Annotated in this window: 13 protein-coding genes; all 13 read right to left on the bottom strand. The window is 60.2% G+C overall.

All coding sequences use genetic code 11. From position 1 onward, the window contains the following. Nucleotides 1–3: 3 nt before the first annotated feature. Entirely contained in the window at nt 4–1,026 is a 1,023-nt protein-coding gene (locus tag ACYQ2T_RS06485) for a tRNA dihydrouridine synthase (RefSeq protein WP_459899416.1), read from the bottom strand. 142 nt (nt 1,027–1,168) lie between these two features. Further along, a complete protein-coding gene (locus ACYQ2T_RS06490) occupies nt 1,169–2,029 on the bottom strand; it encodes a hypothetical protein (RefSeq protein ID WP_459899418.1) in 861 nt (286 codons plus the stop codon). 10 nt (nt 2,030–2,039) lie between these two features. Beyond that, nucleotides 2,040–2,459: a hypothetical protein gene (locus ACYQ2T_RS06495; protein WP_404844629.1), complete on the bottom strand. Its 420-nt coding sequence runs from the start codon at nt 2,457–2,459 to the stop codon at nt 2,040–2,042. 156 nt (nt 2,460–2,615) lie between these two features. Continuing rightward, nucleotides 2,616–2,945 carry a hypothetical protein gene (locus ACYQ2T_RS06500; RefSeq protein ID WP_459899420.1) on the bottom strand — a complete coding sequence of 110 codons (330 nt, stop codon included), beginning with the start codon at nt 2,943–2,945 and terminating at the stop codon, nt 2,616–2,618. Nucleotide 2,946: 1 nt separating this feature from the next. Continuing rightward, a complete protein-coding gene (locus ACYQ2T_RS06505) occupies nt 2,947–3,660 on the bottom strand; it encodes a flagellar basal body-associated FliL family protein (RefSeq protein ID WP_459899422.1) in 714 nt (237 codons plus the stop codon). A 39-nt stretch (nt 3,661–3,699) separates the two neighbouring features. Continuing rightward, complete coding sequence (locus ACYQ2T_RS06510) at nt 3,700–4,083, bottom strand: chemotaxis response regulator CheY (protein WP_459899424.1); 384 nt, start codon at nt 4,081–4,083, stop codon at nt 3,700–3,702. 21 nt (nt 4,084–4,104) lie between these two features. Beyond that, nucleotides 4,105–4,893: a FliA/WhiG family RNA polymerase sigma factor gene (locus ACYQ2T_RS06515; RefSeq protein ID WP_404844633.1), complete on the bottom strand. Its 789-nt coding sequence runs from the start codon at nt 4,891–4,893 to the stop codon at nt 4,105–4,107. Further along, nucleotides 4,847–5,707 (bottom strand): MinD/ParA family protein, encoded by an 861-nt coding sequence (locus ACYQ2T_RS06520; protein WP_459899426.1) that lies wholly within the window; start codon nt 5,705–5,707, stop codon nt 4,847–4,849. Before ACYQ2T_RS06520 ends, ACYQ2T_RS06515 begins: the two co-directional genes overlap by 47 nt. After that, on the bottom strand, nt 5,688–6,776 hold the full coding sequence (locus ACYQ2T_RS06525; RefSeq protein ID WP_459899427.1) for a flagellar biosynthesis protein FlhF: 1,089 nt from the start codon (nt 6,774–6,776) through the stop codon (nt 5,688–5,690). The genes ACYQ2T_RS06520 and ACYQ2T_RS06525 overlap by 20 nt, the downstream gene beginning before the upstream one ends. Continuing rightward, nucleotides 6,766–8,883: a flagellar biosynthesis protein FlhA gene (flhA, locus tag ACYQ2T_RS06530; protein WP_459899429.1), complete on the bottom strand. Its 2,118-nt coding sequence runs from the start codon at nt 8,881–8,883 to the stop codon at nt 6,766–6,768. The genes ACYQ2T_RS06525 and flhA overlap by 11 nt, the downstream gene beginning before the upstream one ends. A gap of 33 nt (nt 8,884–8,916) precedes the next feature. Beyond that, nucleotides 8,917–9,978: a flagellar biosynthesis protein FlhB gene (gene flhB / locus ACYQ2T_RS06535; protein WP_459899431.1), complete on the bottom strand. Its 1,062-nt coding sequence runs from the start codon at nt 9,976–9,978 to the stop codon at nt 8,917–8,919. Nucleotides 9,979–10,011: 33 nt separating this feature from the next. Then, nucleotides 10,012–10,794, bottom strand: coding sequence for a flagellar biosynthetic protein FliR (gene fliR, locus ACYQ2T_RS06540; RefSeq protein ID WP_404844638.1), 783 nt, complete (start codon nt 10,792–10,794; stop codon nt 10,012–10,014). 75 nt (nt 10,795–10,869) lie between these two features. Next, complete coding sequence (locus ACYQ2T_RS06545; protein ID WP_459899433.1) at nt 10,870–12,747, bottom strand: polysaccharide biosynthesis protein; 1,878 nt, start codon at nt 12,745–12,747, stop codon at nt 10,870–10,872. Nucleotides 12,748–12,758: the final 11 nt, after the last annotated feature.

Genomic DNA, 12,758 nt, shown 5'->3' on the forward strand with positions numbered 1-12,758 from the left:
GCGCTATTCTCCTTGGCTTTCGGGGCGGGCGGCGGTGGCGCCGTCCTCGGCGTCGTTTGGCATATGCATGGCCAGAAATTCAACAACAATGTCGTCCAGCTCTTCCCACGACTGGCACCCCACCACGCGCGAGCGCAAAATGCGCGCGCCCGGCAGGTCGCGCACGTAGCGCGGCACAATGGTGCGCATCTTGACGAGGGCCTTGCGCTCCGGGAAGTACTCCCGCGCCAGCTGGGCATGGCGGCGAATCATGGCCGCGATGTCATCGCCCGTGGGCATGGGCGCGTCCTCGCCGCGCATCATGGCGGCAAAGCGGGTGAAGATGAACGGACTGTACAGCGCGCCGCGGGCAAACATCAGCCCGGCAACGCCCGTCTCGTCCAGACAGCGGACGGCGTCCTCGGCGGAGAACAGGTCGCCGCTGGCAATGACCGGAACGTTGACGGCCTGTTGCAGCTCGCGCAGGGCGTCCCAGTGGGCGGTCCCGGAGTAGCCTTGGCGCGCGTAGCGGGGGTGCAGGGTCATCCACGATGCCCCGGCCTGCTCCATGCGCTTGCCGACCTCCAGATAGTTGTCCTCGCCAGCGGCCCAGCCGCGGCGGAACTTGACGCCGGTCTTGCCCGGGGCAAGGCGGCTCATGGTGGAGACAAGGGCTTCAAGGCGGTCCACGTCCTTATGCAGGGCCGCACCCGCGCCGGTTTTGTTGACCTTCTTCACCGGGCAGCCGGAGTTCAGGTCGAAATATTCAAAGCCTTGTTCCAAAAGCGGAACCATGGCCTTTTCAATGAATTCAGGTTCGTTGCCGAACAGCTGCACCACGAGGGGCTGGTCGTCCGGTGTGGTGTCCAGCAGGTTGCCCGTACCGGGGCCGCCATAGACAAGGCCCTTGGCGCTGACCATTTCCGTGCAGGCGATTTTGCAGCCATGCTCACGGCACAGCAGGCGAAAGGGCAGGTCGGAGTATCCGGCCAGCGGCGCGAGCCATGGCGTGTCCTTGGCGATGAGTGGATGTTTTTTCGTGTTCATACCGGTTGTTGGATGAAGGAATGAAAAGACCCGCCATGTGGCGGCGTCGCAACGTCAGCGGTGTACCATTGCCCCCGGGGGAACTCAAGGGATGGCGGGTACGCCGCGGCGGGAGGGAGAAAAGCGGGGCCGGGACGGCGCACTAGACGCGAAGGCGCAGCCGCCGGCCGGGAGTGGCGTCCACAAACCGCGTGAGTGCGCCGCTGCGGCTGGCCTGCGGCAGGCTGGCCGGGGGCAGTACCGTCGGCGTCAGGCCCTGTGGGACAAGAGCCTTGGCGGCTTCGCCAAGCTCCGGCGCATCGGCGGGATGTTCCATAAGGACGCGGCAGGTGGCGTCTGGCGGCGAGGCAAACACACGCAGTTCGCACTGCCCGTGCTGCGGCAGGGAGAAGGAAAATACGGCTTCACCGCCGCGCGGGGTGTCCATGGCGCGGTCGTAGACGATTTCGCCGGACAGCGCGGCGGGGAGGAGCCACGGGCGGTAGTCCGCCTGCCACGGACCGTTGGCCCCAAGGGTGGCATTCAGCAGACGCAGGGCGCTTTGCACGGCGTCCCACAGCGGCGGTGCGTCGGGATGCTCGGCAAGGCGCTGCGTCCATATTTTGGCGGTAACAGGAGCGGAAGCGGCCTGTGCGGCAAGGGCGGAGCGCAGGTCGTGAGTGTGCTGCTCAAAGGCGGCGCGTGCGGCCCAAAAGGCTTGCAGAGCATGCCCTGCCGGGGTTTCGGAGGTGTCCGCCACGCCGATTTCCTGCAGGACGATTTCCGGTGTCAAACGCATGACCCGGAAGAGCACAACCTGTCCGGGGCTGGGCGCGGGAGTGGACTCGATGCGGGCCAGAAGCTCCAGCCCTTCAAAGTCCACACGCGCAAGCCCAGACGCCTCATACTCGATAAGGCGGCCGCGCAGGTGTTCGCCAACGCGGTGGCGGCCCCGGAACAGGGCGGCCTTGTCGCCGTGCGAGCCGCCGCCAAAGCCGCGGGAGCCATATCCGGTAATGCGCATGGCGCGGGTCCTATTGTCCGGCCTGATCCAGAATCAGTTCCACTTCGTCCACGCTGAGTCCTGTGGACAGGGCGAGCGCCTGTGCGGACTTGCCCTTGCGGTGCCCGGAGAGGATGACCTCGCGCAGGAACTGCGGGGAACGGGAAATCTGTTCGGCCTGTTTCACGAGCTTTTGCAGCTCGTCGGAGCGTTTTTCCAGCAGGTCGTCCAGCTTGGACAGTTCGGCCTGCCGCTTTTCAAAGGAGGAAACCAGCTCCTGCTCCAGCTCGGCGTTGAAGTGGAGCTTTGCCAGCAGCGATTCCTGATTCTGTTGCAGGGAATTGAGCACGGATTCCGAGCGGCGCAGGCGCATGAAGAAGACGAGCAACAGCCCGAGGAGCACGATTTCGGAAAGGCTCAGAAAGAGCAGAAGGAGAAAAGAAGATGTCATTGTGCGGCCAGTCGTATGGGTTAAATGTCTGCCATGGCGGGTGGGGAGGGGCGTGCGGGCGATGAGGCGCAGAAGATTGACGCCGCAGGAGCGCCCGGAATGCGCCGCCGGTGCCGCAACGCGCCTGCCATCATATGCCGGCGCGGTGTGCAGACGTCAGATTTTCATATTCACGATGTTTCCGGACCACGGGCTTTTGGACGGGGACTTCTTAGGGTCGTCCTCTTCCTCTGCGCTGTGGTCCTTTCTGTCGCGCATGTGGCGACCCTGCTTGGAAGAGCCGTCTTTGCCCTCGTCGTCTACGACTTTCGAGCGCTCTTGCTTTTCGACTTCTTCCACCGAGTGTTGACGGCGAAGTGCCTCCTCGCGGGCGCGCTGTTCGGAAAGGGCGGTTTGCGCTTCCGGGCGGGCCTGCTCCACGCTGGTCAGCTTTGACAGATGTGGCAGCTGCGCCAGCAAGACAGGGAGGTTGATGCTCGTTGGCATTTTACTTCACCAGATATTCCTCGATAAGCAGGGTCTCCAGCCTTCCGTTGCTGAGATATTGGTTGATGACGGAGAGAATATCGGCCTTGAGGGTATCCGCATTGTCCATGTCTGCAAGGTAGGCCATGTCTTTGTTCTTCAGGTAGTAGAACACGGCATCGCGCAGGGTGGTGGTCTTTTGCGTAATCTCGAAGGAGAGCTTTTCGTTTTCCGTCACGGTGGCGAACTTGCACCGCAGGAAGTGGATTTCTCCGTCCTTGCCCCGCATTTCCACCATAAAGGGGGCGAGGGAGACGATGAATTCCTGCACTTCTTCCTCTTCCACCATGGGAGCGGGCTGCTCTTGAGGCTGAATCTCTTCTACGGGTGGCTCCGGCTCGGCCACGGGCTGCGTGGCGGGTTTGGTGTAGAGCCATATGGCAAGGCCAGCAAGGAGAAGGAGCAGGACGGCCGCAGCCGGGATGACGATGCGCTTGTTCTTGAACCACGGCTCTTGGTCGCCGGCTGGTTCCTCGTCGACGACGGAAGGGGCTTCCTCTTCGGGAAGCTCCTCCTCGTCCTCGTCTTCATCCTCCTCCAGAAAGGGCGCGTCTTCCAGGTCGAGTTCAACCTTTTGCGAGTCCTGGGGGAGGGATGCGGTCAGTTCATCGGTATCGAGTTCGGCTTTAGCCGAGTCGTCCTCTCCATTAAGGAGATCGTCGAGTTCGTCGGTCATTCTGTGTTAAACCAAGCCAAAACGCTGTTGCGGAGCGGCTTATCCCTCAAAAATCTTTTCGATTTTCTGGTTCATGGTTTCAGCGGTGAAGGGCTTCACGATGTAGTTGGACACCTTGGCCTGCACGGCCTCGATGATGTTCTCCTGAAGGCCCTCTGCGGTGACCATGAGGAAGGGGATATCGGCGAACTCTTCACTGGCGCGGACTTTGCGCAGCAGGTCGATGCCGGGCATCTCGGGCATGTTCCAGTCCGAGACGATGAAGTCGATTTTGTCTTTATTGAGGACTTCCCATGCGGTGGAGCCGTCGTCTGCTTCGACGATGTTGTTGAAGCCCAGCTGCCGAAGGATGTTCTTGACGATTCTGCGCATGGTGGAGAAGTCGTCCACCACGAGAACCCGCATGTTTTTATCAATAGCCATAAAGGTCTCCCGTGCTAGGTTTTATTCCTGCCCATAAGAGGCGCGGAATTTCTTTTTCAGTTTTTTAAGTGCCTGTGAATGAAGCTGCGAAACGCGGCCTTCGGTTATTCCCATAACCTCCGCCGTTTCTCGCATATTCAATTCTTCAGTGTAGTAGAGGGATAATACCAGTTTCTCTCGCATCGTCAACTCGTCGATGAGACTGGCAATCTTGTCAATGATGTCCTGCAGGGCAGTTGATTTGTATGGCTCGTTATCATGGTGCGCGTTCTGGTCCGGCGAAAAGTGGTCCTGAATGGCATCAAGACTAAGGCACAACTGATTCTGCAAGGCACCAAGGCCTGCCTCCACTTCCTTCTCCGACAGTCCCGTCTCTTCCCGAAGCTCCGCTTTGCTGGCTTTGCGTCCTGTTCTGCTTTCCACTTTGCGGATGGCTTCTTCCAGTGTACGGACGCGCTGGCGCAAACCGCGGGAGAACCAGTCCATACGACGCAGTTCATCAAGCATGGCGCCCTTGATACGATTTTCCGCGTAGGTCTCGAACTTAATGTTGAGCTCGGGCTTGAACTTGCCCAAGCACTCAATAAGCCCAAGCGTACCTGCGGAAAGCAGTTCGTTCAGGTCGACCTGCTGCGGCAGCTTCCCTTTGAGCCGGAGTGCCAGAATCTTAATCTTGGGCGCGTAGTGGCGGACGATGAGCTCCCGCTCGTAGGCGGAGAAGTCATCCCAGCGCACTTCGCCGGATTCCAGCAACTTCCAAGGCTCATTCTTGGAAGAGGAGTTTTTTCCAGAAGAACTTAATGTTTCCATCGAGTTGTGTGGGTGCCTTCCAAGCATTGATTCTGCGTGCGACCCCCGCGAGGGCCTGGCTCGCGGGGCTGTCCGGAAACGCCTGCGCAAACGGCTGCTGCTTGATGACGGACGAGCGCACCGACTGGTCATAGGGAAGCACGCCCAAGAGATCGAGGGAAACCCCCGAGAGGAACTGGTCGCACGCCGTGTGGAGCTTGAGGTAAATCTCCTTGGCGGCGGCCATGTTCTTGGCCATGTTCACGACCACGCGGAAGCGTTCGATGCCGTGTTGCGCCTTGAGCACCTTGATGAGCGCGTAGGCGTCCGTGAGGGACGTCGGCTCCGGGGTCAGGACGAGAATGCGTTCCTGCACCGCAAGGTTGAAATACAAGACATTGTCGTTGATTCCCGCTCCTGTGTCCACAAGCAGGTAGTCGATGTCATTCTCCAGTATATCCATCGACTCAAGAAGTTCCAGCTTTTGTCCCGTATCAAGGTCCATCATGTCCGACACGCCGGACGAGGCGGGAAGGATGGAGAACCCAAAGGGCGTGGGATAGAGGATGTCGCTCAGGCCCGCATTTTCGTGGAAGAGGTGAAAAAGGTTCTTCTGCGGTGTGAGGCCGAGCATAACGTCCACATTGGCGAGGCCGAGGTCCGCGTCAAGCAGCACCACGCGCTTGCCCATGGAGGCAAGCAGGTAGGCGAGGTTGGCGCTGACGTTGGTCTTGCCCACGCCGCCCTTGCCGGACGTGATGGAGATGACGTGCGGAAAACCGGTTCCGCTGTCTGCCGAGGGGCGAGTCTTGTCTTTACTGAGCGTAGTTGCCACGTTTTTCCTCGAGAGGGCTTTCGGGGAGCTGGCGCTTGAATATCAGTCTCCACAGCATGCCAGTGTCTGCGGGCACGAGGGTGCCACGCAATCCGGACCCGATTGAAAGGGCTGCCACGGGCAGACCCGTAGCGTGGGCCGTGTTGACCACAGCCCCGAAGTTACAGGCTTCGTCAAGCTTCGTCCAGATAACCGATGCGCATTTGGACGAGGCGTACTTGCGGGTAAACAGCTCCAGCTGGGCGGGCGCGTAGTGCGGCGACAGCACCAGATGCACGGCCATGTCGTCGCATTCGCCAAGGCCAATAAGCTGGAGGTACCTATTCAGCGTGGTTTTCCCCGACATGGCGGGCATGTCGACGAAAATCCTGTCAAATTTCTGGCCGTCCTTAACAAGGTCCAGCATCTCGCGGGCGTTCCGAATGTCCTTGTAGGCCATACCGGAGAGTTCCGCAAAGTACTTCAGGTACTGCCGCGCCTTTCCGCCGGAGGCGTCAAGGTTCACAATGCAGATGCGGCTGTCCGGACGTTTGGTATGACATGCAAGCGCCATACGCAAGAGGGTTGTGCTTTTTCCGCATCCGCTCGGGCCTGCCAGCACGTGCAGCTTCTGCCGCCAATTCTTCCAATTCCATGCGTGGGGGCGGACAATGCGGCCCAGCGCGCCAAGGATGGAGCTTTCCCTGTCGCCGCGAAGCGTATCGTACAGGGCAAGGCTCACGCCTTCGGCCACGCCTTCGCGTTCCAGCAGTTCCAGCGCCTGACGCTGCCGCGGCGCCAGCATGGACATATCCAGCTGCGGCTTGATGAGCGCCATCATGTGCGACTTGATGAGGTCCCATTCGCGGTGCCACTCGTTCCAGCCCGGCGCGCCGCCAGTCTGCGGATCATCTCCGGTTGCGGGCTTTTCCGGTGCGGCATGGTCCGTGGCGGCGGTGACCTCGCACCACGTCTTTTCGCCTTCGCTGACGTTTTGCGTGCCGAGAATGACGGCGTCGTCTCCAAGCACCTGTTTGACCTGCTGGAGCGCCTCGAAAGAACTTCTGCCTCTGAATGTCTTAACCTGCATAGTCAATGTCCACGTTTGCAAGAGTTACGAGTTTCACATCTGCGGGAATTTCAGCTTGAGAGATAACAGGGAGGTTCGGAATGAACCGGACCAGAAGCTGTGCGAGGTGTGAGCGAGTTACCGGTGTCGTGAGGAGGACAGGTTGTCCATCCGTGGCGACGGCGCGTTCCGCCGCCTCATTGATGTTTTGTATAATCTGCTGGGCAAGGCCCGGCTCCATAGCGAGGAAGGTGCCCTGCTCGGACTGGCGCAGGCCATCCTGGAAGGCGCGCTCCACGTTGTGCGACAGCGTGATGATGGGCAGCGTGCCGCCGCTGTCCAAGTAGGGCTTGATGATGGTGCGGCCCATCTTGGAGCGGATGTATTCCGTCAGCTGGTCGGGGTCCTTGATGCCCGTACCGTAGTCGGTCAGGGTTTCCGCCACGGTCAGGATGTCGCGGACGGAGACATTTTCGCGCACGAGGTTCTGCAGCACCTTCTGTACTGTGCCAAGGGGCAGCGTGCCGGGCACGAGGTCTTCCACGGCCTTGGGGGCGCGCTTGGACAGGTTGTCCAGAAGGGCCTGCGTCTCCTGCCTGCCGAGGAACTCGTGCAGGTTGCGGCGGAACACTTCCGTCAAATGCGTGGCGATGACGGTGGACGGGTCCACAACGGTGTAGCCCGCGAGCATGGCCTCTTCCTTCTGCTTTTCGGGAATCCACAGCGCGGGCAGGTTGAATGCCGGCTCCTGCGTCTCGATGCCCTGAATCCTGTGCTTGGCGTCGCCGGGGTCCATGGCCAGATAGTGGTCGATCATGATTTCGCCGGTGGCGACCTGATTGCCCTTGATGAGCACGGAGTACTGGCCGGGCTTCAGCTGCAGGTTGTCGCGCAGGTGCAGGGACGGGATAACCACGCCCATGTCCAGTGCGAACTGTCGGCGGATGGAGCGGATGCGCGCCAGCAGGTTGCCGTTCTGGTCCTCGTCCACCAGCGGAATGAGGCCGTAGCCCACTTCCAGTTCCAGTGCGTCGAGGGGCAGAAGGCTCTGGACTTCCTCGGGGGTTTCCAGCTCGCCGGTCTGTGCGGCTGTGCCCTTGCCCTTGGCCGCCGGGCCGCCCGCTTCCTCAACAGCCTGATGGAAGCGGCTGGACAGGATGGAGACCACGAACAGCACGCCCGCCAGCAGCAGGAAGGCAAAGGTCGGCATGCCGGGAATCAGGCCAAAGATGACCAGAATGCAGCTGGTCAGCTTGAGCGCGCGGGAGTGGTAGGTCAGCTGGCCGATGAACTCTTCGCCCATCTTGGCTTCCGCCGCCGCGCGGGACACGATGATGCCCGAACTTGTGGAAATGATGAGCGACGGAATGGTGGAGACCAAGCCGTCACCAATGGTCAGCAGGGTATAGGTCTGTGCGGCCTCGCTCCAGCTCATGTCCTGCTGGACCATGCCAATGAAGATGCCGCCGATGATATTGATGATGGTGATGAGGATACCGGCCTTCACGTCACCACTGACGAACTTGCCCGCACCGTCCATGGCGCCGTAGAAGTCGGCTTCCTTTCGCAGGGCGTCGCGGCGCTGGGTGGCTTCTTCCTCGGACAAGAGACCGGCGTTGAGGTCGGCCTCAATGGCCATCTGCTTGCCGGGCAGGGAGTCGAGGGTAAATCGTGCGGCCACCTCAGCAATGCGGGTGGTGCCGTCGACGATAACCATCTTGTTCAGCGCAAACAGGATGAGGAAGATGACGATGCCGATCACGAAGTTGCCGCCGACAACGAATTGACCAAACGCTTCAATAACCCGTCCCGCTGCGCCTGGCCCTTGGTCGCCATTGAGCAGGATGAGTCTGGTGGAGGCAACGTTGAGCGCAAGGCGAAGCAGCGTAGCCACGAGCAGAAGCGAGGGGAAGATGGAGAATTCCAGCGGGGATTTCATGAACATGGTGGTGATGAGCACCACAAGGCTGAGCGAGATGGAGCACGTCAACATCATGTCCAGAAAGATCGTGGGCAGCGGGATGAGCATCGTGAACAGAATGACTACGACGCCAAGGGCCAGCAGGACATCACCCTGCTTGGCAAAGCGTTGGTAATCAAGGTTCATGATAGAGGACTGATTCGCCATAAAATTGACATCCTATCTCAAGCGTTTTTCAGGCTAGCGGGGGCGGTTCTTGAATATCTGGGCCAGTATTGAGGCCACTGCCTGGTACATTTCCTCGGGGATGACGTCCCCAACTTCTACTGATTTATACAAAGCCCGTGCCAGCGGCTTGTTTTCGCGGATGGGAATGTTGTTTTCCCGGGCGACTTCTTTGATCTTTTCCGCCATGTGGTCCACGCCTTTGGCCAGAACCAGCGGCGCTGGGGCTTCCATGGCGTCGTATTTGAGGGCGATGGCGATGTGCGTGGGGTTGGTGATGACCACGTCCGCCTCCGGCACTTGCTGGAGCATGCGGCTGGCCATGGACTTCATCATCTTCTCGCGCTGCTGCTGTTTGACCAGCGGGTCGCCTTCGGCCTGTTTGCGTTCGTCCTTGACCTCGTGCTTACTCATCTTGAGGTTCTCTTTGTAATCCCAGAACGTGTACCACGTGTCGGCAATGCCGATGATGAGCATGGGAATAAGGGCGTAGATGCACATCTTGAGGCCGATGGACAGGATGTAGCTGGCCACGCCCTGCGCGTTGGAGAAGAACAGCGGCGCAAGGTGTGTAAGCTCCGTCTTCAGCACGATGTAGGGCGCAATACCAATGGCCAGCGCCTGCATAATGCTTTTGAAGAGGCGTACCAGCACCTTGGGGTCGGCAAAGATGCGCTTGAGGCCTGAGGCAAGGTTGAACGTCTTCTCAGGCTTGGGAACGAAAACTTTGGTGGTCCACAGACGGCCTACCTGCATGCGCATGGTGGCAAAGGCCACTACGGCGAGGATGGCAAATGTGGGCAGCAGCATGAGGGCAAGGCGCTGTGACATGTCCACAAACAGCGAATACACGCTTTGCTCGGTGATCTGAAAGCTCAGCCCCTCGCCGCAGAACCATGTGAAGACGGACATCAGTTCCTTTTCGATGACGCCAATATAGAAGTACATACCAATAAGACCACCCAGAAGGATTGTCGCTTTGCTGAGCTCCTGGCTCTTTGCGACATTGCCTTCTTCTCTGGCCTTGTTTTTCCGTTTTTGTGTCGCCTCTTCTGTTTTACTCGGATCTTTCGCCATTTCGTAACGTCCTGTGTGCTTTGCGCGGCGCGGCTAGCCGGCCATGGTGCGCAGCAGGTGGTGGAACATGGGCCCCATACCGGCGATGAACGTTGAAACGTGCTGCGCCAGATAGGTAAACAGGATGCCGAGGAAGAAGAACCCAACAGCAATCTTGATGGGAAAGCCGAGGATGAGCACGTGCATCTGCGGGGCGGCGCGGCCAATGAGGGCGAGGGCAAGGTCCACCATGAAAAGGGCGGCCATGACCGGCGCGGCGATGCGGACGGCAAGGGTAAAGATGCTTCCCGCCAGCTTCATGAGGCCTTCGCCAAGCTCCGGCGTAATAAGCAGGCCCCCGGGCGGGATGATGGCAAAGCTGTCGGCCAGTCCCTGAATCAAATACAGGTGGCCGTTCAGGCTCAGGAAGGTGAGCAGGGTGGTCATGTACAGAAAGTGCGAGGTGATGACCACGGAACTGCCCGTCAGCGGGTCGACGATGTTGATCATGGCAAAGCCCATCTGGAAGCCAATAATCTGGCCGCCCATCTGCACGGCGGCAAACAGAAAGCGCACAACCAGCATCAGCACAAGGCCAATGAGCAGCTCGCCAAAAATCATCAGCGCAATGTCGAAGGGATGACGCGGAAACATCACGCCCGTAAACGACAGCGCAGGCCACACAGCGTAACTCAGGACAAGGCACAATGCTGCCTTAACCGTGGTCGGCACCGAGTTGCCGCCAAAAAAGGGCAGGACAAAGAGAATAAGACTGACCCGGAACAGGGTCAGGAGAAAGCTGAAAAATGTCGCGGGGTCGAAGTTGAAGATGTCCATGCGGCTGGATAAGCAAGACTCGCGCCAGTTTCCGGGCCGCAGTTGAGACGCCGCGTGGTTGCTTATCCGGCGGCGTCAGCCTGCCTTTTCGGGGTGGTATTCGGGCACCAGATGGCCAAGTTTTTGGCGGATTCGCTCCGGATCGCGCGAGTCCGCGGCCTGCCGCAATTCCTCAAGGTGGCGGGTGAGGGTGAGCACGTCGCAGGTTTGGCCCCGCAGGACCATTATTTTGTCATGCTGCGTGGGGACAACGCCTTCATCTTCGGTGATGAGCTCCTCATAGAGCTTTTCTCCGGGGCGCAGGCCGATGTAGCGCAGTTCGATGTCCGTTCCGGGTTCGCGCCCGGACAGGCGGATAAGGTCCGCCGCCATGTCCGCTATGCGCACGGGCCGGCCCATGTTCAGCACAAACAGTTCCCCGCCTTCCCCCATGCTGCCCGCCTGCAGGATAAGCTGGCAGGCTTCCTCAATGGTCATAAAATAGCGCACCACGTCGGGGTGCGTCACCGTGACGGGACCGCCGTGTTCGATTTGCCGCCGGAACAGCGGAATAACCGAGCCAGTGGACCCCAGCACGTTGCCAAAGCGCACCGCCATCATGGCCGTACCGTTGCCGCAGTGCGCCTGCATGATTTTTTCCGTGACGCGCTTGGACGCACCCATGACGTTGGTCGGCCGAACCGCTTTGTCCGTGCTGACGATGAGCAGGCGCGGCACGCCGCGCTTGACCGCCGTAGACACAAGGGCATTTGTGGCAAGGATGTTGTTGTACACAGCCTGCCACGGGTTGGCCTCCAGAAGCGGCACATGCTTGTACGCCGCCGCGTGGAAGATAACGTCCGGGCTGTGCGCTGTGATGATGTGCTTCACCCACGCCTCGTCGCACAGGCTGCCCAGCAGGGTTTCGTAGTCGTGGAAATCGCGCTCGTGCTCCAGCTCCATCTGGATGGTGTAGAGGGCGTATTCGCTGGCGTCGAGCAGGAGCAGGCGCTTGGGGCCGTAGGCGAGTATTTGGCGGCAGAGCTCGGACCCGATGGAACCGCCCGCACCCGTGACCAGCACGACCTTGCCGCGCAGGTAGCCCGCAATTTTGCGGTCATCCAGCGAGACGGGCTGGCGGCCCAGCAGGTCTTTGTAATCGACGTCGCGCAGGTCCTTGATGGAAACGCGCCCGCCCGCGATGTCCGTCAGCGACGGGATGCGGCGGCAGGCGAGGTCCGCGCGCTCGCACAGCGTCATCAGGTGGCGTATCTCTTCGCCCGAGGCATCGGGCAGGGCGATGAGCGCGTCGGTGACGCCAAACTTTTCAATGCGCTTCCACTCCGGCAGGGCGTCTAGCCCGCCCACCACGGGCACGCCGTGGATGGAGTGCCCGTGCATGCTCTTGTCGTCGTCAAAGATGGCGACGATGCGCAGGTCCGAAGCGCGGTTGGACTGGCTCTCGCGCAGCAGGGTTTCCCCGGCTTTGCCCGCGCCCAGCAGCACGCAGGTTGTCTGGTCAGGATTCTGTCCCGGACGCGGAAGCAGCACCCGCGACAGGGTCACAAAGCCCGTGCCGTAAACCATACGGATGCCGATGCGCACTCCGGCCACAAAGGCCATGGTGTACACCCAGTCCAGGATAAAGACCGAGCGCGAGAAGCCTTGGAAATTCCGGAAAAATACGATGTAGGCGAGGAGCAGTACCGTGGACACGGTGGTGGCGCGGGCAATGTCCACAAGCTCCGGCAGGCTGGTGTAGCGCCACATGCCCTTGTAGAGGTCAAAGTACAAAAAGCAGGCGATCTTCAGCGGCACCAGCACGGGCAGAACCGACGTGAACTGCTCCAGATGCACGGCGGGTACGGCGAACTCGAACCGCGTCAAGTACGCAAGGGCGTGCGCCGCAATCACAAGCGCGGCATCCAGAAGAATCAGGATGTAGAAGTTGATGGACCGGAGCTGCTGAATCACGGAGCCGTCAC

It is taken from the genome of Desulfobaculum senezii, assembly GCF_054657395.1.